18 protein-coding genes and 1 tRNA gene are annotated in these 24,690 nt (G+C 66.9%); 13 read left to right on the top strand and 6 right to left on the bottom strand.

Going from position 1 to position 24,690, the window contains the following annotated elements:
- Window positions 1-8: 8 nt before the first annotated feature.
- From VGK32_14890 to VGK32_14860, 7 genes are all read left to right on the top strand, one after another.
- Window positions 9-83 (top strand) — tRNA-Glu (locus VGK32_14890).
- Between the two features lie 464 nt (window positions 84-547).
- Window positions 548-3,997, top strand: a complete 3,450-nt coding sequence (locus VGK32_14885) for a methyl-accepting chemotaxis protein (protein ID HEY3383056.1) — start codon at window positions 548-550, stop codon at window positions 3,995-3,997.
- Between the two features lie 191 nt (window positions 3,998-4,188).
- Window positions 4,189-4,812, top strand: coding sequence for a class II aldolase/adducin family protein (locus VGK32_14880; GenBank protein HEY3383055.1), 624 nt, complete (start codon window positions 4,189-4,191; stop codon window positions 4,810-4,812).
- Window positions 4,813-4,930: 118 nt separating this feature from the next.
- On the top strand, window positions 4,931-6,157 hold the full coding sequence (locus VGK32_14875) for an AmpG family muropeptide MFS transporter (GenBank protein HEY3383054.1): 1,227 nt from the start codon (window positions 4,931-4,933) through the stop codon (window positions 6,155-6,157).
- Window positions 6,158-6,638: 481 nt separating this feature from the next.
- Window positions 6,639-8,633 (top strand): adenylate/guanylate cyclase domain-containing protein, encoded by a 1,995-nt coding sequence (locus VGK32_14870; protein HEY3383053.1) that lies wholly within the window; start codon window positions 6,639-6,641, stop codon window positions 8,631-8,633.
- A 10-nt stretch (window positions 8,634-8,643) separates the two neighbouring features.
- Window positions 8,644-9,795, top strand: coding sequence for a M48 family metalloprotease (locus VGK32_14865; protein ID HEY3383052.1), 1,152 nt, complete (start codon window positions 8,644-8,646; stop codon window positions 9,793-9,795).
- A complete protein-coding gene (locus VGK32_14860) occupies window positions 9,795-11,243 on the top strand; it encodes a mechanosensitive ion channel family protein (GenBank protein ID HEY3383051.1) in 1,449 nt (482 codons plus the stop codon). The genes VGK32_14865 and VGK32_14860 overlap by 1 nt, the downstream gene beginning before the upstream one ends.
- 4 nt (window positions 11,244-11,247) lie before the next feature.
- On the opposite strand, the gene VGK32_14855 is transcribed toward VGK32_14860, so the two are convergent.
- From VGK32_14855 to ggt, 4 genes are all read right to left on the bottom strand, one after another.
- A complete protein-coding gene (locus VGK32_14855; protein HEY3383050.1) occupies window positions 11,248-11,751 on the bottom strand; it encodes a hypothetical protein in 504 nt (167 codons plus the stop codon).
- A 200-nt stretch (window positions 11,752-11,951) separates the two neighbouring features.
- The gene (locus VGK32_14850; GenBank protein HEY3383049.1) at window positions 11,952-13,157 is read right to left on the bottom strand and encodes a hypothetical protein; all 1,206 of its coding nucleotides are present in this window, start codon (window positions 13,155-13,157) and stop codon (window positions 11,952-11,954) included.
- Between the two features lie 10 nt (window positions 13,158-13,167).
- Window positions 13,168-14,160 (bottom strand): ornithine cyclodeaminase family protein, encoded by a 993-nt coding sequence (locus VGK32_14845; GenBank protein HEY3383048.1) that lies wholly within the window; start codon window positions 14,158-14,160, stop codon window positions 13,168-13,170.
- Window positions 14,161-14,176: 16 nt separating this feature from the next.
- Window positions 14,177-15,841, bottom strand: coding sequence for a gamma-glutamyltransferase (gene ggt / locus VGK32_14840; GenBank protein HEY3383047.1), 1,665 nt, complete (start codon window positions 15,839-15,841; stop codon window positions 14,177-14,179).
- Between the two features lie 130 nt (window positions 15,842-15,971).
- Between ggt and VGK32_14835 the strand changes: the two genes are divergently transcribed.
- A complete protein-coding gene (locus tag VGK32_14835) occupies window positions 15,972-16,529 on the top strand; it encodes a hypothetical protein (protein HEY3383046.1) in 558 nt (185 codons plus the stop codon).
- A gap of 196 nt (window positions 16,530-16,725) precedes the next feature.
- On the opposite strand, the gene VGK32_14830 is transcribed toward VGK32_14835, so the two are convergent.
- Window positions 16,726-17,619: a VWA domain-containing protein gene (locus tag VGK32_14830; protein ID HEY3383045.1), complete on the bottom strand. Its 894-nt coding sequence runs from the start codon at window positions 17,617-17,619 to the stop codon at window positions 16,726-16,728.
- A gap of 125 nt (window positions 17,620-17,744) precedes the next feature.
- Between VGK32_14830 and VGK32_14825 the strand changes: the two genes are divergently transcribed.
- Both VGK32_14825 and VGK32_14820 read left to right on the top strand, forming a co-directional pair.
- Entirely contained in the window at window positions 17,745-18,158 is a 414-nt protein-coding gene (locus VGK32_14825; protein HEY3383044.1) for an OsmC family protein, read from the top strand.
- A gap of 9 nt (window positions 18,159-18,167) precedes the next feature.
- Window positions 18,168-19,289: a heparan-alpha-glucosaminide N-acetyltransferase domain-containing protein gene (locus VGK32_14820; protein HEY3383043.1), complete on the top strand. Its 1,122-nt coding sequence runs from the start codon at window positions 18,168-18,170 to the stop codon at window positions 19,287-19,289.
- Between the two features lie 97 nt (window positions 19,290-19,386).
- Here VGK32_14820 and VGK32_14815 read toward each other — a convergent pair whose 3' ends face one another.
- Complete coding sequence (locus VGK32_14815) at window positions 19,387-22,104, bottom strand: M14 family zinc carboxypeptidase (protein ID HEY3383042.1); 2,718 nt, start codon at window positions 22,102-22,104, stop codon at window positions 19,387-19,389.
- Window positions 22,105-22,263: 159 nt separating this feature from the next.
- Between VGK32_14815 and VGK32_14810 the strand changes: the two genes are divergently transcribed.
- The 3 genes from VGK32_14810 (at window position 22,264) to VGK32_14800 (ending at window position 24,654) form a co-directional block, all read left to right on the top strand.
- A complete protein-coding gene (locus VGK32_14810) occupies window positions 22,264-22,818 on the top strand; it encodes a hypothetical protein (GenBank protein HEY3383041.1) in 555 nt (184 codons plus the stop codon).
- 169 nt (window positions 22,819-22,987) lie between these two features.
- Window positions 22,988-23,713 (top strand): hypothetical protein, encoded by a 726-nt coding sequence (locus tag VGK32_14805; protein HEY3383040.1) that lies wholly within the window; start codon window positions 22,988-22,990, stop codon window positions 23,711-23,713.
- A 167-nt stretch (window positions 23,714-23,880) separates the two neighbouring features.
- Window positions 23,881-24,654: an enoyl-ACP reductase gene (locus VGK32_14800; protein ID HEY3383039.1), complete on the top strand. Its 774-nt coding sequence runs from the start codon at window positions 23,881-23,883 to the stop codon at window positions 24,652-24,654.
- The last annotated feature ends 36 nt before the right edge of the window (window positions 24,655-24,690 follow it).

The raw sequence follows: 24,690 nt of genomic DNA, 5'->3' as shown, positions 1-24,690 counted from the left end.
CTCTGGGTGCCGGTATCGTCTAGGGGTTAGGACACGTGGTTCTCAGCCACGGGACCGGGGTTCGAATCCCCGTACCGGTACCAAACTTCCCCGCCTCTCTCCTGTGAGCGCCATCGCCGCCGCCCGCGCCCGTGCGGACGCTGCCGCCAATCACCACGATCCGGTTCGCGGCCCAACCATGCCGGCGCTCTGCCGTCGAGCTATGCCGCCATCGATCGATGTTCGTGTCGGTCGGCCGACCGCCTCACCCGCGATCCCGACATCCGCGGAGTGCGCCTGCCGCTCACTCCTGTCCGCAGTTGGCTCACCGTGGACCAGTTACAGTCGGGGCGCTGCCGGAATCGACCGTTCCTGATGTGGCTGCCGCCTTGCACTGTCTGGATGCGCCACACCCACGTTCATGCGAGAAATGGCCGACGACTGACGACACTACGACCGGGGATCAGACCTCGAGCGTAGACCGCGCCTGGAACGGCCGATCTGGCACCACCGACTCGACGATCCCGGTCGCGGTGGGTCCGCCCAATCGGCGAGGCTGGAGACGATCATGATTGGTTTGAACAATATCAAGACTGGCGTGAAGCTGACGGGCGCCTTCATGGTGGTGCTGATCCTCACGGGCGCTGTAGGCGTCACCGGAGTGTACAGCACGGCGACCATCATGGGGCTGGTCACACGGATGTACCAGAAGGAGACGAGCGCGATCTCGAACATCAAGCAGGCCTCGATCGACTTCTGCCTGCTGCGGGTTTCGATCCGCTCGGCCATCCTGTACCAGGACTCGGCCAGCATCGAGAAGGAAGTCCGGAAGATTGCCGACTACGACGCCGCGTTCCAGGCGGCCGCGACCGAGTACTCCAAGGCCATTGATGACGAGGGGGCAAGAGCCAAGTACCGGCAGATGCTGGCCGACTACGGCGCCTATCTGAAAGGGGCGCAACTGGTCATCGACCACGCACGCAACCACCGAGATGCGGAGGCCTTCACGGCCCTGCTGGCCATTCAGGCGCCAGGTAACGCAGCCGTGATGGCGATCACCGAGCTGGCGGAGGAACACGACAAGCAGGCGGCCGGCGCCTATGAGGAGGCCAAGGCGCTCGCGGCGCGCTCCTACCGGGTCGTGATTGGCGTCATGCTCGCCGCCATGCTCGCCGCGCTGGTGATCGGGTTCCTTCTCACGCGGCACCTGACCAAGCCGCTGACCGGCGTCGTCCAGATGCTCCAGGAGCTCACCCACGGGCACCTCGGGCAGAGGCTCAATCTCCGGCGCCGTGACGAATTCGGCGTGCTGGCGCAGTCGATGGACCAGTTCGCGGACGACCTGCAGGCGACCGTCGTGGGGAGTATGCAGAAGATCGCGGCCGGCGACCTGGCCGTCGACGTGAAGCCGAAGGACGCGCAGGACGAGATTGTGCCGGCGATCACCCGGACGGTGGCGGCGCTGCGCGGCCTGGTGGCCGAAGCGGGAATGCTGTCCAGGGCGGCGGTCGAGGGGCGGCTGGCGACGCGCGGCGACGCGCAGAAGTTCGAGGGCGGTTACCGCGACATCATCACTGGCGTGAACAATACGCTGGACGCAGTCATCGGACCGCTCAACGTGGCGGCAGAATACGTGGACCGGATCGCCAAAGGCGACATCCCGCCGAAGATCACCGACACGTACCGGGGCGATTTCAACGAGATCAAGAGCAACCTCAACGTGTGCATCGAGTCACTGGCTGCCAAGGCCGAGGTGGCGGATGCGATTGCAAAGGGCAATCTGGCCGTCACCGTCGCCGTCGCGTCGGACCAGGACCGTCTGGGGCACGCGATGCAGACCATGAAGGCAGCCATCGAGGCCCTCGTCGTCGATGTCCGGCTGCTCGGCCAGTCGGCCGTTGAGGGCAAGCTGGCGACACGCGCTGACGCAAGCAGGCACGGCGGGGACTTCCGGAAAATCGTCGAGGGCGTGAACGCCACATTGGATGCGGTGATCGGGCCGCTGAACGTGGCCGCCGAGTACGTGGACCGGATTGCCAAGGGCGACATTCCGCCGCGGATCACCGACACGTTCGCGGGCGACTTCAACGAGATCAAGACCAACCTGAACACCTGCATCGATGCGGTGCACGCGCTCGTGGCCGACGCCAACGCGCTCTCGCAGGCCGCGGTGGCCGGACGCCTGGCGACGCGCGCCGACGCGGGCAAGCACCAGGGAGACTTCCGCAGGATCGTCGAGGGAGTGAACGCGACGCTGGACGCGGTGATCGGACCGCTGAACGTGGCGGCGGAGTACGTGGACCGGATCGCCAAGGGCGACATCCCCTCGCGAATCACCGACTCGTACGCCGGCGACTTCAACGAGATCAAGAACAACCTGAACACGTGCATCGACGCGGTGCACGCGCTCGTGGCCGACGCGGCGGCCCTTGCCACGGCCGCCGCGGAGGGACAGCTCGGAACCCGGGGCGACGCGGCGAAGCACGGCGGAGATTTCGGGAAGATCGTGAACGGCATCAACGCCACGATCGACGCGCTCGTCGGCCACCTGGACGTGGTACCGGCCCCCGCGTTCATCGTCGACCGGGACTTCGCCATCCGGTACGCGAACCTCGCGGCGGCGGGGCTGGCGGGCCTGACGCCGCGAGCCATGGTCGGCACGCACTGCTACGACCACTTCAAGACGCTGGACTGCCGGACCGAGAAGTGCGCCACCGGACTGTGCATGCGGCAGCTGATCCAGGTCTCCTCGGAAACCGAGGCGCACCCGCAGGGCAAACAGTTCGAGATTGCGTACACCGGAGTGCCGATCAGGGACGGCCAGGGGCGCGTCGCCGGCGCGATGGAGTTCATCACCGACCAGACCGCCGTGAAGCGCGCCGCCCGTGTCGCCGTGAAGGTCAGCGACTTCCAGTCGGCCGAAGTCCTCAAGTTCGTCGCCAGCCTGGACAGGGTGGCGAAGGGCGACCTCGCGGTGGAGACGGCGGTGGCACAGGCCGACGAGGACACGCGGGAGTTCGCCGACAACTTCGCGAAGCTCAATCAGGCGCTCGGCATGATGATCCAGGGCGTCCGTAACCTCGTGCAGGACACGAACCGTCTGGCGGAGGCAGCCCTCGCCGGCAAGATCAGGGAGCGGGCGGACGCCTCGCACCACGCGGGCGAGTTCCGAAACGTCGTCGACGGCGTCAACCGGACGTTGGATCTCCTCACCGAACCGATCGTCCAGGTCACCCAGAGTGCGAAGAGCCTGGGAGCGTCGTCCGAGGAGTTGACGACGATCAGCCAGCAGATGGCGGCGAACGCCGAGGAGACGGCGACGCAGACCAACGTGGTATCGGCCGCGTCCGAGCAGGTGTCGAAGAACCTGACGGTCGTCGCGACGAGTTCGGAGGAGATGCTGGCCTCGATCCGCGAAATTGCCAAGAGCGCGAACGAGGCGGCGAGGATGGCGAAGAACGCCGTCGGCGTCGCGAATGCCACCAACGAGACGGTGAAGAAACTCGGCGACAGCTCGATCGAGATCGGCAACGTCATCAAGGTCATCACGTCGATCGCCGAGCAGACCAACCTGCTCGCGTTGAACGCGACCATCGAGGCGGCGCGCGCCGGCGACGCGGGCAAGGGGTTCGCGGTCGTCGCCAACGAGGTGAAGGAACTCGCCAAGGCGACGGCGAAGGCCACCGAGGAAATCAGCCAGAAGATCGAGGCCATCCAGGGGGAGACGAAGGGCGCGGTGACGGCGATCGGCGAGATCGGCAGCCTCATCACGCAGATCGACGACGTGTCGAACACGATCGCGTCGGCGGTCGAGGAACAGACGGCGACCACGAACGAGATCGGCCGGAACATCACCGAGGCGGCACGGGGCGCGGGCGAGATTGCCCGCAATGTCTCGAGCGTGGCGGGCGCCGCGCAGTCGGCGTCGCACGGTGCCAGCGACACGCAGAAGGCCGCGCGAGCCCTGTCGGAGATGGCCGCGCAGCTCCAGACGCTGGTCGGGAGGTTCAGCCTCTAGCCGGGTCGGCCCGCAGGGTGGCACACCGAAACCCTCGACACTCCGCCAATGCCCGTCGCCCCCGCAGTCGCGCCAGGGGGCCGGCGGGCAGCGGGCGCAGAGGCTCGCTCCTTCCGCGCGGCTGGTGGGGACAGGATGCCCCATGCCGCGTAGAATGAGGGCTTCGGGCCGCGCCCGCGAGGAACAGTCGAATGAGGATCGTGAAGACACCCGAGCAGGAAGGCGTCGTCAAGTACACCGTCAAGCACGAATCGACCAGGATCGACTTGCCCGCCGAGATGGGCGAACTCCTGTCCGAGCGGCGCCGGCTCCACGCACTCGGGCTCATCGGTGCGGACGCCCAGGGAGTTGGCTACGGCAACCTGAGCATCCGCCTGTATTCCTCACCGTGCTTCCTGATTACGTGCAGCCAGTCGAGCGGGCTGACCGAAGTGGATCAACGCCACTTCGCGAAGGTCACCGTCATCGACCTGGACAAGAACTTCCTCCGGTCGATCGGCGGGCGGCCGCCGTCCTCGGAAGCCCTGACCCATGCCGCGCTCTACCAGGTGAATGGCGCCATCCGCGCCGTGGCTCACGTGCACTCGCACCGTATCTGGTCGACCTGTCGCCACCACCTGCCGACGACCCGGGACGACGTCCTGTATGGCACGCCGGCGATGGGTCAGGAGATGATCCGGTTGCACAAGAGGCAGGCGCTCGGCCGGCAGGGGGTCGTGGTGATGGGCGGACACCAGGACGGCGTGATCGCCTTCGGACCGACGCTGGGCGAAGCCGTCGGTGAAATCCTGAAGCTCACATCCGAGGGCCATTGAACGGCCGGCGCCGCCGCCGGCCCGACGCTCATCGTTTCCGCCTCCGCGACCACACGCCCGAACGTCGCCGCGTCGCCGCGCCGCAGCGATGACCGCGGACTGACAAGGGAACTCGCTCATGCTCAGGAAGATGCTCACCCGGAAGATGCTGACGATCCTGTGTCTGGGGCTCGCCTCCGGGATCCCGCTCGGCATCGTCCTGACGGTCCTCCAGGCGTGGATGACCAAGTCGGGGATCGATCTGAAGACGGTTGGGCTGGCCGTCCTCGTCCAGATGCCCTACACCTGGAAGTTCGCCTGGTCCCCCCTCATGGATCGGTTCGTTCCCCCGTTTCTCGGACGGCGGCGGGGCTGGATGCTGGTTTCGCAGGTCCTGATGCTCGTGTCGATTGTCGCCATGGGCCAGTTCGACCCGGCCAGGGCGGTCGGCACCATTCTCGCCCTCGCCACGGTCATTTCCTTTGCCGGGGCCAGCCACGACATCGTCATCGACGCCTACCGGCGCGACGTCCTCGACGAATCCGAACTCGGGTTCGGTTCGGCCGTGGCGGTCAACAGTTACCTGATTGGCTTTCGCTACATCGGGGTGGTGCTGGGGCTGTTTCTCGGTGACGTGCTGCCGTGGAGCCAGGTCTTCATGATCCTGGCGGCGTTCGTGCTCGTCGGCGTGGTCGGCACGCTCATCGCGATCGAGCCCAGGGACGCCGTGGCAGCTCCGCGGAGCCTGCGCGAGGCGGTCTTCAGCCCGTTCCTCGACTACCTCAAGCGGCCGGGGGCCATCGAGATTCTCCTCTTCATCCTCCTGTACAAACTCGGAGACAACCTGGCCAGCGCGCTGCTCACGCCGTTCTACATCAAGATCGGGTTCTCGTTGAAGGAGATCTCGGTCTACTACAAGATCATCTCGTTCTGGGGGACGTTCACGGGCGGGCTCGTCGGAGGTGCGCTCCTCACGCGGTACAGCATCCGGAAGTGTCTGCTGGCGTTCGGCGTGTTCCAGGGCATCACACCGCTGGCGTTCTCGCTGCTGGTCACCACGGGTCCGAACGTCCTGGCCCTGGCCTTCGTCGTCGCCGTCGAGACGTTGAGCCTCGGAATGGGCGCCTCGGCGCTGACGACGTTCATGTTGCGGCTCTGCAACCGCAAGTTCAGCGCCACCCAGTACGCGCTGCTCACGAGTTTCATGGGGATCCCGAGAACGATCATCCCTGCGAGCGCCGGCTTCATCGTGGACGGCCTCGGATGGGTTCAGTTCTACGTCTTGTGTGTGTTCCTCGCGATCCCCGGCCTGCTCCTGGTCTACTTCCGCGCGCCGAAATGGGAAGAGGGCTTGCCGCCGGCGTGAGCGTCCTGCCAACTCGCTCGCCGAAGGCCGCGAACGACGTCGAAGTGCTCGTCGCGGGTGAGCACCGGGAGACGGTGCTGCAGCGCCGGGGTGGCGATCCAGGCGTCGTTGGCTGGAATGGGACAGCCCGCCTGCTTCAACACGACGCGCAGTCCCCGGGCTCGATCGTCTCGAACGCCTCGTCGACCCTGGCCTGGATGGGCCTGGTTTCAGAGCGGAGCCGGCGGAGTCTTCCGAACCCGTGCATCCACGCGGGCTCGTCTGCGGGGACCTGGCCCCGCCTGCCGGCCAATCTCTCCTGCAAAGCCTCCGCGACGAACTGTTTCAGGCTCTGGCCGCGATCGGCCGCGCTGGCTTTGGCCGTCCTGAACAACGCGTCGGGAATCTCGATAGGGGTCCTCACGGAGCTACATTGCCATATCTACGGGAGCTCCCGGAGGCCCGCCGCCACTGCCGCTTCTTGTGCTAGTCTCTTTGAACCGTGCGCAAGATCCTCATCGGTTCGCTGCTCGGTCTGGCTGCCGCCGTTCTCGCCGGGCTGGCCGGCCTCGTTCCGTTCGTCGAGACGATCGAGCGCAAGACCTACGACTGGCGCGTTCAATGGGCCGCCGACGCCTCATCGGCCCGCAAGGACATCGTTCTCGTCGCGATCGACGAATCGAGCATCCGCAACCTCGAGCCGCTCGTCGGCCGCTGGCCGTGGCCGCGCATGGTGCACGCCGCGCTGCTCGACTACCTGGCGCGCGCGCCCGCCAAGGTCGTCGTCTACGACATCATCTTCACCGAGCGCGATCGCCGGGCGTTCAAGGTCGGTGGCGACGAGTGGACGGGCAGGGAATCGGACCAGGCGCTCGTCGAAGCCACGGCGCGTGCTGGAAACGTGGTTCACGTCGTCGATGTCGCGGCGGAAGCCGGTGGCGCCAAGCCGCCGTCGCCGCCCAACCTCCCGCCGTTCCATCTCGACGAGCGCTTCGAGGCGCGGCCGATGGTCGTGCCGCCATTCGAGGAACTCGCGACGGCGAGCCGCGCGCTCGGACACAATCTGGTGGCGCTCGATCCCGACGGCCCGGTGCGGCGCGCGGTGCCCTTCGTCCGCGGCGCCGGCCAGTTCCTGCCGTCGCTGGCCGTGGCCGCCTCGCTCATCGTGACCGGAACGCCCCCAGCAGCCGTGACGACAGACGCTGCGGCTCTCCACATCGGCACCCGGGGCGTGCCGCTCATCGACGCCGACCTGGCAACCTACGATGGAGGACGCCATCCGAGCCGGCGCATGTTGATCAGGTACCCGGGCGGCGTGCTCGACCCACGCACGAAACGGCCGACCTACGCGGACTATTCGTTCTACGATCTCTTCTACTCCGAGCAACAGATCCAGGCGGGACAGAAGCCGCTCGTCGATCCCGCACGCTTCAAGGACGCCGTCGTCCTGGTCGGTACGACCGCGCCAGGGCTGTTCGATCTCATCCCCGTGCCCTTCGGCGAGGGCAAGATGCCGGGGATGCAGATCCATGCGAGCGTGATCGACGACGTCCTGTCGGCGCGCTTCATGCGACCGGCGAATTCATGGCATGCGGCGATCGCGCTCCTGCTGTGCGCGCTCCTGGCGGGCACCGCGATGGTCCGCCTGGGCGTGTGGGCGGGCCTGGCAGCCACGCTCATCACCGGGGCCGCGTTCGCCGGCATTGCGCTGACGCTGTTCGTCCACGGCGTCTGGCTGCCGGTCGTGACGCCCACGGTCGGCCTCGTCGCGGCGGCCTTTGCCGGTGTCGGGTATCAGTACCTCGTCGAGGGGCGCGAGAAGCGCCAGGTGAAGCGGCTGTTCTCGCGCTACGTGTCGAAGGACGTCTACGACCAACTCATGGCCGATCCGGCCTCGGCGCGGCTCGGCGGCCAGCGGCGCGAGATGACCGTCCTGTTCTCCGACATCCGCGGCTTCACGACGTTCTCCGAGCAGGGCCGCCCGGAGGAGATCGTTCAGCAGCTGAACGAGTACTTCACACGGATCGTGCATGTCCTGTTCGAGCACCGCGGCACGCTGGACAAGTTCGTCGGCGACGCCGTGATGGCGCTGTTCGGCGCGCCTGTGGACGACGAAGACCATGCCGAGCACGCGGTTCAGTCGGCGCTGGCGATGCTGGACGAGTTGGCGACGCTCAACACCGGCTGGGCCGCGACGGGACGGCCGACGCTCGAGATTGGCATCGGCGTCAACACCGGGGACATGGTTGCCGGCAACATCGGGTCCGAGAAGATCATGAGTTACACGGTTATCGGGGACGCCGTGAATCTCGGGTCGCGCCTGGAGTCGCTCAACAAGCAATACGGCACGTCGATCATCATCAGTGACGCGACACGCAAGCGTCTGAAAGGGCGCTATGATATTCGCGGGCTCGGCGACGTGGTCGTCAAGGGCAAGACCCAGTCGGTGGCCATCTTTGAAGTCCGAGCGAAGACTGGAGACGCGGAGTCCCGTTGAGAGGATAGCCATGAAACGCCTGCTTCCCGTGATCGTTGGACTGGCGATGGGCATGGTCCCGCCCGCGACGGCCGGCCCGGCGCGGCCTGCCGGATCGGACGCCGCCGTGGGTTCGGCCGCCGCTTCACCGCAATTCGGCGACATCCTGAAACGCGCCCAGCAGATTCGCGAACTGACGATTACGGAAGACGACGAGATCAGGCTGGGTGACGGCGTCAGCCAGAAGGTGCGGGCGCGCTACGGCGTCGTGCAGGATGCCGCGGTGCACCGCTACGTGACACTCGTGGGCGCGGTGCTCGCGGACGCGAGCAGCCGTCCCGGCCTGCCCTGGAAGTTCATCGTGCTCGACACGGACGGTGTCAACGCCTTCGCCGCGCCTGGCGGGTACATCCACATCACCCGCGGCGCGCTCGGCCTGCTCAACAGTGAGGCCGAACTGGCCGACGTGCTCGCGCACGAGATCATTCACGTCACCGCCAAGCACACCGTGAAGGCGGTCCAGAAGAGCAAGGCCGTTCAGATGGGAGCCGACGAGACGCTGGCCGATAAGAAGGTCTTCCAGCAACTCGTCGACCACACCTCCGACCTGGTGATGGCCGGCTTCGGCCGGGCTGAGGAACTCGAGTCCGACAAGGAAGGCATCCGCCTCGCCAACCGCGTCGGCTACTCGCCGTCGAGCCTTGGCGCCTTCCTCACGCGCCTGACCGAGCGGAACAAGAGTGCGAGCGAGAAGCAGGGGTTGTTCGCGTCGCATCCCGAGATGCAGGAGCGGCTGGATCGCCTCTCGAAGCAGATCGGCTCCGAGAAGCTGGCCTCGACGGCGACACTCGAGGATCGGTACCGCAAGTTCATCAGTTACAAGACGAAAGGCCTGACGGACATCACCGCGGTGCAGGCCGGATCCGCGGGCCTGGCCGGGGGCGGCAAGTCCGCCGACGACAAGAAGAAGGAAGAGCAGCCCAAGAAGAGGGGATTCGGCCTGGGCGACCTGGTGAAGCCGACCGGTTCGGAGAAGAAGTCCGCTGAGGTCACCGGGTCGGGCGCGTCGCGCGGCGTGGACACCGAGCGCAACGCCAGGGGCGGGGCCGTGCCGACGATGGTCGTGGTCAGCCTCAAGCCATCCGACATCGCAGCCTTCAAGAAGGAAGGGAACCTCCGGTAGTGCCGTCCGCGGTCTGGTCCCACCCGCTCGTTCTGGGGATCGCGGCGCTGGCGGTGACGTTCGCGTTTCGGGCGTTCACCGCCAACCGCCTCGTGCGCAGCAAGCTGCGCGTGTCGCTCGCCACGTTCATCCTCTACGTCGCCGTCGCCGTCGTCTCTGCCGCCGGGCCGGTGGCACCAGACCTCATCGTTCGCATCCAGTCGGTTGCGAACCTGCTGCTGGCCCTCGGCCTGATCACGCTCGCCGTCGTCCTCACCGTGAACCCGTGGCGCGTGGACCGCACGCCCGAGCACTTCCCCAACATCGTCCAGGACGCCATCATCATCGGGATCTTCCTCGTCGTCGGCACGAGCGTGATGCAGGAGAAGTTCCTGACGACGTCGGCCGTTGGCGCGGTGGTGATTGGCTTCGCCTTGCAGGACACCCTGGGCAACACTTTTGCGGGCCTTGCCCTTCAGGTGGAGAAGCCGTTCCGGTCGGGGCACTGGATCAAGGTTGGGCAGTTCGAAGGCATGGTCGCCGCCATCACGTGGCGGGCGACGCGGCTGAGAACGAAGAACGGCGACCTGGTGACCGTGCCCAACAGCATCGTCTCGAAGGAGGCCATCACCAACTACTCCGAACCCGCCGCGCCGACCCGCCTGCAGATTGAAGTCGGCGTGAGCTACTCGACCCCGCCGAACGAGGTGAAGGCGGTCATTCTGTCGGCACTGACGGATGCGACGCTCGTGCTGAAGCTGCCCGAGCCCGAGCTGCTCGTCGCCGACTTTGCGGCGTCCGCCATCATCTACCGCATCAAGTTCTGGATAGACGATTTCGCCGCCGACGACCGGGCGCGCGACCAGGTGCGAACGTGCGTGTATTACGCCTTCCGGCGGCACCACATCGAGATCCCGTTCCCGATCCAGGTGCAGTACCGTGCCAGACCCGCGGCGGTGGACGCCACGTCGCTCGACGAGCGTGCGCTCAGCCTGGCCGCCGTGCCGATCTTCGCTCCTCTTTCGCCTGCCGAGCGAGCTGAGCTGGCGGCGGTGTCGCGCGAGCGGATCTACGGCCAGGGCCAGACCGTCGTCCGGCAGGACCAGCCGGGCGAGTCGATGTTCGTGATTGCCGGCGGCCAGGTGCGCGTGACGATCGGTGAGAACGGGACCGAGGTCGCCACGATCCCGGCCGGTGGTTTCTTCGGCGAGATGTCATTGCTGACGGGCGAACCGCGGACCGCGACCGTCTCGGCCGTGTCGGATTGCCTGCTGCTCGAGATTGGCGCGCAGGATTTCCGCCGGATAGCCCTGGCGCACCCGGCTGTGGTGGAGAGCATCGGCACAGCCGTCGCGGAGCGGCGGCTCGGCCTCGAACGGACGCGTCAGCAGAGCGCGTCCAGCGTTGCCGTCGAGGAGATGCCTCGCACCTTCCTCGCGAGGGTGAAGGAGTTTCTGAAACTGTCCTAGTCTCTCACTCACTCCACACGAGCAGACGCTCGCCCCGGCGCGATTCGTGTCTCACCAGCAGGCCGGGCCCCCGCCGATCCACCTCTTCCGGCGTGACGCTCAGAGTGATCGCGCCCGTGGCGGAGGCGTCCGTGTTGATCTTCATCGGCTTGTTCCCCCCCAGCCTCATCAGCCAGAAGGGCAGCTCGAGGCGCACGAGTCTTCGCTCCTCGCGCAGCCAGATGCGAACCTGGATCGTCTTGACCGATCCCGTTTCGTGCGTCTCCATCTCGCGGTGGACGACGGTGGCGGCATCGCTGTCGTCACCGGGCAGTTCGATGAACGGCTTCTGTCCCTCGAACCGCGCCACCGCCTTGTTGAAGTCATCCTCGCCGCCAGCCGCCGACATCGTCTGGACATGGACTTGCTGGCGGACGACATAGATCAGCCCGCCGACAACGCCCACGCCGACGATCGCGGCGAAGATCACGATGCCGACGACGATCGGGATCCACTTTTTGGTTGCCATAATCAGGTGCTGATGGTGCCAATGGTGCTACGGGTGCTACAGGTGCGGTGCTACGGGTGCTACGGGTGCTGCGGGTGCGGTGCAGCACCTTGGGCACTCCAGCACCTTCAGCACTCGCACCTTCAGCACCTTCAGCACCTCCAGCACTCGCACCTCCAGCACCTTCGGCACCTGCAGCACCTGCAGCACCTGCTGCAGTGCTACTGCCTGTACGGAGTTCCCAGCAGAGCCCTCGCTTCCGTTTCCGCCCTGAAGTCCTTCGACGCCACGCCGAGCGACAAAGCCAGCTCGTATGCCTTCACCGCCGCCTTCCGGTCGCCGCGCAGATCGGCCAGTTTCCCGAGTTCGACGTGGATTCTCGCCTGCACCCATGTGCGCCCTTCGGACCGGATCATCGCGAGCTTCAGGTCCTCTTCGGCGGCCGGCAGCTTGCCGAGCCGCAGCCGCGCCATGCCGCGCTGGTAGTGCCAGCGGCCTTCCTCGCCAGGCATCTTCGGTCGCTGGTCCTGCTGCAGCCCCGCGATTCCCTCGTCCAGGATTCTCTCGGCTTCCTGCGTTCGCCCGCCGCGCAGAGCCGTCGAGCCGTCCTCCAGGAACAGTAGACGGTTCCGAGGATAGGATCGTTCGAGCGCGCGGACGACGACGAGGGCGTCGTCGTAGCGGTGTTCACGGTTGTAGATGAGCACGAGTGCAAACCGCGCGTCCGTCTGGATATCACTCGGATACGCCGCGGCCTCCTCGATCAACTTCAGCCCGAGCGCCCGGTCGCCGCCGAAGCCCACGATGTACGCCATCACACGGACGGGCAGCGGCAGCGTGGATACCATGTAGCGGTAGGTCCCGACCACCAGGCCGGCGTCCTTTCGCTTCGGGTCGAGTTCGAGCGCCATCTCGGACTCGTTGAAGGCGCGCCGCGCGGCGCGCAGTCCGGCGAAGATGTGCCCCTCGATCGTGCCCGTGTAGGACGCCACCAGCCCAAGGCCGGCGCCGAGATCGTAGTGCGAGGACGCACTACGGTAGTGCTGCAAGACCTCCTTCTCGCCGAGCGAGACGGCTCGGTCGACCGACTGGTGGAAGCTCGCATCCCAGTCGGCCGGCGGTTTGGGCATCTGCACGTCCGACGTGGACGAGATGTGGCCCAGATAGTCGTCCACCGTCACCGTGCCGCGCAGGAACAGCACGTGCAGCCAGGCAGCCGCGGCGGCCGCGCGGTACGCAGCCGCGTCGTTGGGGTCCGCGGCTATCGCCTGTTTGAACAACTCGACCGCGCGATCGTGGTCGAGGTTGTAGGCGGCCTCGTAGCCCTGCCGCCGCAAGGCCTCCGACCGCTGATCCGCAAAGGCCGGGTCCACCGCCGTCAGGGTGAGGACGAGCGCCAGGCTGGCCGCCGTGCTGAGTACCCGCATCGAGCCCATTCTACAGTGCCAGGGAGGTTCCGAGGTTCTGCGCCTCGGCCTGCCGACAGGCCAGCGACGCGGCGGCAACATCTTCGACGGCCAGCCCCAGGGACTTGAACAGGGTGACCTCTCCGGTCGCCGCGCGCCCAGCTATCAGGCCGGCCGCGACTTCTCCCAGTTCGCCGACGATATGTCCGGCGTCGAATCGGCCTTCGGCAATTCCCATCACGATGTCGCCGGACTCCACGAGCGCCGCAGCCTTCGAGTCGACGACGAGCCTGGCGCGGGCGATGAGTGCGGGATCGATCTCGCGTTGATCCGGGCGGCAGGCGCCCACTGATACGACATGCGCACCGGCGTGCACCCACGCGCTTCGAATGACCGGCCGATCGGAGGATGTCGCCAGCACGATCAGATCCGCGCCGGTCACGGCCTGCTCTGCGGAACGCGAGGCCGACACGGCGACGCCCACGCGGGGCGACATCTCTCGCGCGAACGCTTCGAGCTGGTTCCGATCCGGACCCCACACGCGAACCTCGCTCAATCGGCGGCACGCACGAAACACCTCGAGATGGCTGCGCGCCTGCACGCCGGTGCCGATGATGGCCAGTCGGCTGGCGTCGGCCTGCGCCATGTGGCGGACCGAGACGGCGGACACCGCCGCGGTCCGGACCTCGGTGATGTAGCGGGCATCCATGACCGCCCGGATGGCGCCGGTCTCGACCTCGAACAGCACGACGAGGCCGATGTGAGTGGACAGGTTGCGCGCGGCGTTGTCGGGCACGACGCTGACGAGCTTGGCGCCGAGGCTGCCGGATGCCGGCAGCAGCGCAGGCATCACGCCGAGATACTGTCCGGGCGGGCCGACGGGCAGCGCGGTGCGGACCGGTTGCGTCAGGCGGCCAGCCGAGAAGTCGACGAGCGTCGTGGCCATCAGATCGACGAGCGCCGGAAACGCCGAGGCCGGCAACACCCGGCGGACATCATCCTCTGTCAGGAAACGGAACGACATCGAGTCCATAGTGCCCTCAGTAGCCGATTGCCAGGCCATCCTTGCGCGGGTCGGAGCCTGCGATCAGGATGCCATGGTCGGCGTCGACTTGAATCCCCTGGAAGCCGCCGAACACACCGGGTGTATCCACCAGGACGTGACCCCGATCGGCCAGGCCGGCGCGAGCTTCCGCGGAGATGCCGGACTCCACGGCTACGCCCGCCGCCGAATGGCGGATCCTCGCCGCCTCGCCCGCTTCCTGGACGGACATGCCGAACTCGAGCAGATTGATGAGCACCTGCACGTGCCCCTGCGGCTGGAGGTCTCCACCCATCACACCGAACGACAGGAACGGTCGGCCCGCACGAAAGGCCATCGCGGGAATGATCGTGTGCAACGGTCGTTTGGCGGGACCGATCGCGTTCGGATGATCGTCCTCGAGGACGAAGAGGCTGCCGCGGTTTTGCAGCGCGATACCCGTCCCGGGCGCGACGAGCGCCGATCCGAAGCTCTCGAAGAGCGACTGGATCAGCGACACCGCGTTGCCGTCGCCGTCCACCGCGGTGAGGTACACCGTGTCGCCCGCCGCTGATGGCGGGAGCCCTCGCGGCCCTTCGCGGCGCGGGCGGCCGATTCCCGGTTCGAAGACGTCCGCGCGGCGACGCGGATCGATCAGCCGGCGTCTCTCGGCCGCGTACTCCTTGGAGATCAGTCTCTCGACGAGGCCAGGCGGCAGGTGGTCGGGGTCGGCCAGCCACGCGTCGCGATCGGCGAACGCGAGACGCTTGGCCTCGATGATCACGTGGAGCAGCGCGGCACTGTTGTGGCCCAGCGTGGCAAGCCCCTCGCCCTCGAGGATGTTCAGCATCTCGAGCGCGACGAGTCCCTGCGTGTTGGGCGGCAACTCGAAGATCTCGCAGCCGCGGAACGTCGTATGGATCGGGTCGACCCACGTCGCCCGATGCCCCGCGAAATCCAGTGCGTCCAGCAGGCCGCCGCGTTCCTGCAGGTGCCGGACGACGGTGGCCGCAATCGGTCCGCGGTAGAACGCGTCGCGGCCGCCGTCTGCAATGTCCTCGAGCGTGCGGGCGAGCCCCGGGTTGGTGAAGATCTCGCCGGCGCGCGGCGCGCGGCCGCCCGGCAGGAAGACTCCGGCCGTTACATCGTCTTGCGCGAGCACGGCCTCGACCGCCTGCCACTGACCGGCCACGATCTCCGAGACCGGGAATCCCTCGCGGGCATACGTGATGGCCGGAGCGAGGGCGCGCGCAAGCGAGACGCGGCCGTGGGCTGCGAGCAGTTCGGCCCACCCGTCGACCGCGCCAGGCACCGTCACCGACAGCGGACCTCGGAGCGGAACGGCCTGGTACCCGCGATCGCGCAGTGCGGCGCAACTCGCCGCTCGGCCCGCGCGACCGCTTGCGTTCAGGCCGCGCAGGCGGCCGGTGCGGGCGTCGAACACGAGCGCGAACAAGTCGCCGCCCACGCCCGTCATCGTCGGTTCGACGACCGAGAGGACGGCTGCGGCGGTGACCGCGGCATCGACGGCGTTGCCGCCGTCGCGAAGCACCACCAGCCCCGCGGCGGCGGCCAGCGGCTGGCTCGTCGCGATCATTCCGTGCCGCGCCATGACGGCGGAGCGCGTGCCGCGCGGATTGCCGGCGGGGCGGTCACCTGGAGCGATCGGATGACGAAGAGTCATAGCAACTCCGGATCGTATCCTGAATCTGGGCTCCGGGCTCTCGGCCCCGATCCCTGCCCCCTGATCTCCGAACCCTTTGCCCCTGTTGTCCCTGTGCTACTCTGTGTTCGAATCCCCGGGAGGCATACCGATGAGCTGGCTTCTGCCGCTGATCGTCGTCGCTGTTCTCGTCGGAGTTGCGGCGTGGTTCGGGCGACGGTACGTCGCGCTGCGGGGGCCGAGGCTGGTCGAGTGTCCGGAGAGCCAGCAAGCGGCCGCAGTCGCTGTCAACGCGGCGCGGGCCGCGGCCGGCGGTCCGTTCTCCCTGTCGGCGTGCTCCAGGTGGCCCGAGAAGCAGTCGTGCGGGCGGGAGTGCCTCGCGCAGATCGAGCGGTCGCCCGAGGGCTGCCTGGTCCGCACCATTGTGACCAACTGGTACCAGGACAAACGCTGCGCGGTGTGCAACAAGCCGGTTGGCGATATCGACTGGTACGACCGCAAGCCCGCGCTGATGGACGAGGCCGGCATCGCGAGACCGTGGCCCGAGGTCCAGGCCGAGCGCCTGCCCGAGGTTCTCGCCACCCAGCGTCCGGTCTGCTTCGACTGCTATGTCGCAGAGACTTTTCGCAGGGAGCATCCGGACCTGGTGGTGGACAATCCGTGGAAGGCGTCATCGCGAACCAATCCCCTCCCCCCACCGTCTATATGAGTGGGAAAGGAGATACACGATGTTCGGCAAGATCTACGACAAGGCGGACTGGGGTGTGGGCATTCTGCTCGTTGTGGCGATGGTACTCGCGCTGGTGTAACCATCGAGCCCGTGTGACGGCCCGCAGCCAATGCGACGGCCCACACGGGCGTTCGCTCTTTGACGGTCTCGGTCCGGTACGACGTGCGCGGAAGGGCTACGAAGCTACGTAGCTCTTCCGGGCTCGCGCCTTCATGCCCGGCCTCTTCACGCGCACATCCAGCTTGTGCGTCTTGCCGTCGCGCACCTCGGCTGAGAACCCCAGTGCATATTGGCTGTGCAACTCCTCTGACACCCTTGTGAAGGTCGAGGTCAGCTGGTCCGTCTTCTCGAGTTCGAAGAACCCTCCGCCCGTATCCTCGGCCAGCTTCTTGAGGCTGCGATCGGGACGCGTGCGGACGTGTTGGACGCCGTTGAAGTAGTCGCTCTGCAGGCCAATCGCGTAGATCATCACCTCTTCGGTCTGCGCCCGCTCCAGCACCGTACCGAACCTGATCTTGCTCGACGTGTCGTCGCCGTCCGTGAAGACGAGCACGACACGACGCCCTTCCACTCCCTTCAGTTCATCGAGGCCTGCGGCGATGGCGTCGTAGAGCCGCGTCGGGTAGCCGAAGTCCACGTCGCGCAGCGAGGAGATCAGCCCGTCACGGTCGCCCGTGAGGTCCGACAGCATCTGGATCTTGTCGTTGAAGTCGCCGAGCCGCGCGCGGTCGCCTGGCAACAGCCGGAGGAAGAACTGCTCGGCGCCCTGCTTGAGCATCCCGATGCTGCCCGTCATGCTCCCGCTCGTGTCGAGCATGACGACGACCGTGATCGGCAGCACTTCGCTGCTGAAGACCGCCAGCGGTTGCGGCTTGTCGTTGTCGAGGATCTCGAAGTCCTCTTTGGCGAGCCCGGGGACGAGCCGCCGGTCGGCGTCGGTCACCGTGGCGAAGAGTGACACGACCTTCGTGCCGCTCTTGAAGGTCGGCCCCTGTTGACCGCCGGCGAGCAGGGGCGCCACCACCAGGGCGAGCGCGCCCAGAAGCGTCAGAGACTGTCGGAAGCCCATACATCGAGAGTAGCACCGGCGGGGTCCTTTTCGGAATCACCCGCGATCGCCCCACATCCTGTAGAATCTCCCCGCTCGAGAACTCGCCTGGACTTGAACCACCCGCACGACAGGAGCGCATTTCGATGGCCGAGACACGTCCGCCGCTGACCGCCACGCTCGAATGGGATGGAGAGCTGCAATTCACCGGCTTTGTCGGAAAGCACGAAGTCAGCATCGACGGCAACGCCGACGCGTCGCCGACGCCCGTGCACCTGCTGGCGCTTTCGCTGGCCGGCTGCATGGCCATCGATCTCGTGCACATCCTCGAGCGGGGCCGGCACCCGGCCACGTCGCTGACGGCGGCCTTCACCGGCGAGCGCGCCCCCGACGACCCGAAGCGTTTCACGAAGATCCGGCTGGAGTTCACGCTCACCGGATCGATGCAACCCGAACACGTCGAGCGCGCCATCCAGCTGTCGCGCGACAAGTACTGCTCGGTGTGGAACACGTTCCGCCAGGACATCGACCTCGATGTGGCGTTCACGATCGCGTCCTGAGGACCGGCGATGAGTGACCAACGACCGGGTTCGAAACGCCTCGCCTACATCGACTGGATGCGCGGCCTGGCGATCGTGATCATGATCGAGGCGCACGTGACCGACGCGTGGACCCTGCCCGCCGATCGCCAGAGCCTGGCGTTCGGCTGCGCGGCGATCCTGGCGGGCTGTGCCGCGCCCATGTTCCTCTTCCTCGCCGGCGTGTCCGTGGCGCTGGCGGCGAGTGCGGGGCAGCGGAAGCTCGGGGATCCGGCGCGGGCCGCGGGCCGCGTGCGCCGGCGCGGCTGGGAGGTCTTCGGGCTGGCATATCTCTTCCGCTTCCAGGCCTACATCCTCAATCCGAAGGCGATGATGGCCGGCCTGCTGAAGGTGGACATCCTCAACATCATGGGGCCGTCGATCGTCGCGACGGCGGCGTTGTGGCAGGTGGCACGCCGCAACAGCCGGCGCATGCTGGTGTTCGGCGGGGCCGCGCTCGCCGTCACGCTCGTCACGCCGCTCATCCGCACGGCGGGGTGGGTGAACTGGCTCCCCGACATGATGCAGTGGTATCTCCGACCGACGCCCGGCCGGAACAACTTCACGCTCTTTCCGTGGGCGGGCTTCGTGTTTGCCGGCGGCATGGTTGGCGTTCTGCTCGACTACCCGCGTGAGTCGGTGTCGGAGCGGCGCTTCCACCTGGTCGCGGGCCTCACGAGCCTGCTCTTCGCGGTGGCGTGCTACGCCGGGTCGTATCTTCCGTCGATCTACGCCGATTCGCAGTTCTGGACCAGTTCGCCGATGTTCTTCCTGCTGCGTGTCGGCCTGATGACGGCCACGCTGTCCGCCGTGTACTTCTGGGAACAGCGTCCGAAGTTGCTGGCCGATCGTTTCGGGTGGAAGACGAGCCCGATGGCGCTGTTCGGCCGCTCGTCCCTCTTCGTCTACTGGGTGCACGTCGAACTCGTCTATGGCGTCTTCACCCAGCGTTTCCACCGCAAGCTCGCGTTCTCCGACACGGTCCTGGCGTTCGCGGTGTTCACCCTGTTTATGTACGGCGTCACACTGCTGAAGAACCAGGGCGTGTCGCGCTGGAAGGCCTGGCGCGCCGCGGTGGCGAGCGCCCGGGGATCGATGGTGGAGAAGGCGTAGACATCCACGCAGAATCCACCGAGCACGCAGGTACCCACGGCACCGGTGAAACTCGAGTAGCGTGCCCTGGCCCCTGAGCCCCGACACTCCGTCTCCGCTACAGTGCCTTCCAGTGCAGAATCGCGTTGAACAGCATGTTGAACTCGCCGAGGTTCTGCCAGCGGTAGCAGGGATTTGTCGCGAACAGCAGGACCTGTCCCTTGCCGACAGGCACCTGGATGGCCGCCGGACGGTTGCGAATCTCGGCTGCGCCTTTCATCAGCCCGCTGAGCACCGAGGCATCCCCGCCCGGGTATTGCATGAGCACCTGCGCCTTGTCCTGCTCTGGCACGCGCAGCAGCGGGCCGCCGGCCCACCGCACGGGCAGCGTCTTGTGGTCGTACCCGTAGAAGATCGGGCTCTCCGGCTTCAGGATTTCCACCTGTACGATTGGGCCTGGCGCATAGAACTGCGCCGAAGGCCGAGCCGCGTCCACCCGGCGCGTCAGTCCGAATTCAGGCGGGAAGAAGCTCGCCGCGCCCATCGTGACGAGCACGCCGCCGCTCTCGACGAACTTCTGGAACTCCGCCACGCCCTCCAGGCCCATGCCCCCGGTGATGTCGTCCGACTCGCCGTACATCCCGAGTGACTTGAACCGGTCGTTCTTCTTGTAGGCAAGCGGTTTCGACTTCGGTTCGACGTCGAACACCAGGCGCTTGCCGGTGCCGCCCTGGCTGGGGACGACGATGATGTCGTAGGCGTCGCGGAGGCTGCCGCGTCGCACGCGCTCCTTGTAGATGAGATCGTACCCAAGACCGAACTGGTCGAACGCATGGCGTACCCAGCCGACTTCCTGCGTGCTGCCCCACGTGCTGTAGATGGCCAGGCGCGGCAGCGCGACCTCGTGCATCGGGACCGCGGGCGCGGCGTCGAGCGCGACGGCCGACAGACCGAGCCGCTCGACAGCGCCCGCGACGCGTGCCGCCAGATCGGCGGACACCTCGATGATGAGGGATCCTGCGGCCATTTCCCTGTCACCGGCCTTGAACGGCTTCTCGACCGCGCGGACCTTCAGGTCTTTCAGTTCGTAACGAAGCGTGACGAGGTTGGTGGAGCCATCTTCCTGGACGGCGACGAGGCTGCGCACCTTGCCCTCGAGTCTGCCCGCGGCGCGGAACTCGGTGATCGGATCGACGGCCACGTCGAGCACCGTCTTGTCGGCAATTCCCCGGACGTCGGTCTGCGTCATCAATCCCATCGTCCAACCGCTGTCGTCGTAGGTGCGCAAGCCGGGGTCCGGGTAGTCCTGCTTCTCGAGCAGGATCTTCGCCAGGCGGCCGTACGGCTGGTCGCGCCTGATGAGCAGGGATCCGGCGGGAAAGGTGCCGTCCGCGAGCTTGACCTCGCTCTTCGTCCGGCCGACCTCGATGCCTTGCGCGCGCAGCACGTTGACGAGGAACGCGACGCGCGTCATGTCACGCTGGCCCGCCGGAATCAGGAACGCGTACGGCGCCTCCTTCTTCCCGGCCTCCACCGCGTTGCGGCTCTTCTGGTAGAAGTTCTCGAGCACGACCTGCGGGAAGCCCGCCGTGAGCTGCAGCGCGGAGAGTACGGCCGTCTCGCCGTAGTTCACGTTGTTCCGTAACGACCACTCCACCTCGGCGTAGGGCGGCATCGGCCGATACCATTCGCGCGTCGTCTGGCTGCCGGTCGGGCCCCCGCCGCCGATCTTCCGCTTCATGGTGTTCGCGCCGCCGTTGCCGAACACTTCGTACATGCGCAGCAGGCCGTTGTGGTTCGACGCGACGAACCCGAAGTAGCCGGGGGACCACATGTCCACGAATGCGTGCGTCCAGACGCCTGGCATGCCGTACTTGATGGCCTGCGCCATCTCGAAGTTCGCAAACCAGGGCATCTCGCCGAAGACGATCGGATCGAGCGTCGGATTCTGCGGCGCCTGGCCGCTGAACGTGTAGAGGAACGGCACCGACTCGTGGATGTCGTGCACGATCGGGGGGTGCCACTGCAGGTACCAGCCGAGCAGCGACTTGGAGATCGCCTGCGAGAAGTTGATGTCGCGATTGTTGTCGTGGAAGACGTACTTGCCCCAGTACGGCGGCCCGCCGTAGGAGTCGTTCTCCCCGGTTTCGTCCACCTTGTAGGCGTAGTACCAGTCCACGTAGCGATCGCGGCCGTCGGGTTCGGCCACCGGCGTGATGGTGACGATGATGTTGTCGCGGATCTGCCGGAACATCGACGAGTCCTCGACGGCCAGGCGATACGCCAGTTCCATCAGCATTTCCGGGGGACCGGTCTCGGCGCTGTGGAGGCCGCCCATCACGTGGTAGATCGGCTTCGCCACGGCGATGATGTCCCGCGCCTGCCGGTCCGTGAGCGGACGCGGATCGGCCAACTGGCCCAGGTATCCGCGGTAGCGATCCAGGTCGCGGATCGTCTCGGCGGACGCAATGGCGACGACGACCGAATCGCGCCCCTCATCGGTCCGGCCGATGGTCATGACCTTCACGCGGGGACTGGCGGCGGCCAGGGCGCGGTAGTATCGAAGGATGTCGTCGTAGTAGCTGAGCTCGTTCGGCGCGCCGATGTGATGGCCGAGAATATCCTTCGGAGAGGGAATACCGGCCACTCTCGGCAGGTGATCCACGAGCGGGCTCAGGAACTCCGGCCGGGTGGTCCAGGTCTTCACCTGGCGTGCGAAATCCTCGTCCTGTCCCTGGCTCTGCGCTGAGGCGGTTCCCATTCCGATGACGAGCGCGGTCGCGACCTGGAGCGCCAGGCAGAGATTCCGGGTCGACGATGGGCGACGGGAAGACATCACGCGGACTCCTTGACGAAAATAGCGATTGAGCTCTACGGGCAGCGCGGCTAGAATTGCGACACCGACGGTCAGTAGCCGGCCCATTCTATCAGGCCGTGCGGCACGCCATCCGCGGGTCGCCGGCTGGTCGGGCGTCCGAACCAACGCGTTCCACTCATGCGACTGGCACTCCTGGCCGTGCTGTTGTCGGCGGCCATCGTTTCGGGAGGCTGTCTCGTCTCGAGCCTGCAGCCTTTCTACGATGACGCGTCGATCGAATTCGACGACGCGCTGCTCGGCTCATGGGAGAATCCCGACGACAAGTCGATCGTTCGGGTGGATCGCGGGGAGTGGAAATCGTATAAAGTAACGTATCCCGCGCGGAGCGGCCCGGTCGTCATGACCGGGGTTCTCTCGCGTCTCGGCGAGAGCCGGGTGTTCGACCTGTCACCCGGCCGACCCACGGATCCGGCAGCGCTGTTCATACCCGCGCACCTCGCCGTGCGACTCCAAGTGCTCGGCGACACCGTGACGGTGACCGGATTCGACTACGACTGGTTCCTGCACGAGACCGAGGGCGGCCGGCTGACCAAGCTCCGCGCCGCGCTCGACGGGCGCACGAACGTCGTGCTTACGGCGGACACCGCCGGACTCCGGTCCTGGATGGCCGCGCAACCGCGCGGCGGCGACATGTTCGCGGACGCCATCCGATTCGTACGCAAGTCCCGGTAAACCTGGTCGCGTACCGGCCAGATCGGATCGAATCGCACCCGGCCGCTATGGCGGAGTAGGCCGGGAGAGAGAGTGGTCGGAGAGTTGCGGCTCAACAAATGGCTCTGCTACAATCTCGTGGCCTGCGCGTATTCTTCCAATCCCGCCAGCGAGTTCTCGAGGGGCTTTCATGCAACAGCGCCGGCTTCGGCTTGGTGACATCCTAGACGACTATTGTCCGCGCGAGCGCCGCGTCACGAACCACGCCGTCGTCGCCATGGTCGACGAAGACGTCAAACAGACGCGGTGCACGACGTGCGACGCCGAGCACGAGTACAAGCAGGCGAGGGTGCCAACGCTCCGCCGCAAGAAGGACTCGACGTCCGCCGCGTACAAAGAAGTGCTCGCCACGGTCGTCGCCGAGGGCAGGCCCGCGGCGCCTCCAGTGCCCGCGCCGGCCCGGGGCGACGAGGTTCCCGAGCCTTCGCTGCCGTTCGCGGCCGACGCAGCCACACCTGATTCGGGTCCTCACGCGACCGTCGCGGAACCGGAGCCGGGCGGCGACGGCGTTGCCGAGGGAGGCGTGGAGGACCTGGGACGCGTTCACCGCAGGCTGATTCGCGCCACGTTGCCGCGCCCCGAGAATCAGCAGGTCGTTCGCCCCGTGCCCGAATTCACGATGCGTCAGCCAGCCGGCCGCGCGGGCAAGTTCCGGCCGGGCGGAGGACGAGGCCCGGGCCAGCGACCCGGCCCGCCGGGACGCCAACCGGGCAGCAACAACGGCCGCGCGCCGATCTTCAGCCGGCCAGCTGCCGGCAGCCGCCCAAGTCAGGGAGGACGCCCAGGCGGCCGCAACGAGATGCGCCCGCCACGAGGTGGCCACGGACCGCGTCACGGCAAGAAGCAGTCGAAATAGCCTCCTCCCCCCTGTTACTCCCGCCAGGCTTCCGCCATCCGTTCCCGGCGATCGGGGCTCGTGTCCGCGGCACGCCCGAGATGTCCGCCGGAAGGTCGGGTAAACTGTAGGACTGGGGACACTCCTCTCACCTCGATCTCGGGCTCGACGGCGGGCGTTCAACTGCTATGACTGACCTTGCGGGGAAGCACGGCGTCGTCGTGGGCGTCGCGAACAAGCGGTCGATTGCCTGGTCGATCGCTCAGGCAGCTGCGGAGGCCGGCGCGCGCCTGGCCCTGACGTACCAGGACGTCCGCCTCGAACAGAATGTGCAGGATCTGGCGGCGACGATCCGCGACCCGCTCGTGTTCCCGTGCGATGTCGCGAGCGACGAACAACTCGGACGCCTGTTCGAGAAGATCGACCACGAGTTCGGCGGTCTCGACTTCGTCGTGCACGGCGCGGCCTTCGCGCCGCGCGGTGAACTGGCGGCGCCGTTCGTGCAGACGACGCGCGAGGGGTTCAGGGTCTCGCTCGACGTGAGCGCCTACTCGCTCATCGCGATGGCCCGCGGCGCGCAGCCGCTCATGGCTCGACGGGGCGGCGGCAGCATCCTGACGCTGACCTACCTGGGGAGCCAGCGGGTATTTCCCAACTACAACGTGATGGGCGTCGCGAAGGCTGCCCTCGAGGCGACCGTTCGCTACCTCGCCTACGACCTGGGGCGCGAGAACATCCGCGTCAACGCCATCTCTGCTGGCCCCATCCGGACGCTCGCGGCGGCCGGCATCTCGGGCTTCTCGGATATTCTGCAGATCTACCGCGACCGATCTCCACTGCGGCGCAACATCGATGCGACGGAGGTGGCCGAGGCCGCGGTGTTCCTGCTCGGGCAGGCCGCCCGGGCTATTACCGGCGAAATACTCTACGTGGATGCCGGCTTCCACACAGTCGGGATCTGACAGGAGGCCGCCGCCGAGAGATTCCCCAGCTCACGG

The organism is Vicinamibacterales bacterium (genome assembly GCA_036504215.1).
GTDB lineage: Bacteria > Acidobacteriota > Vicinamibacteria > Vicinamibacterales > Fen-181 > FEN-299.
Note: the sequence above shows the minus strand (reverse complement) of the source record. Positions and strands in the feature narration are given on the sequence as shown.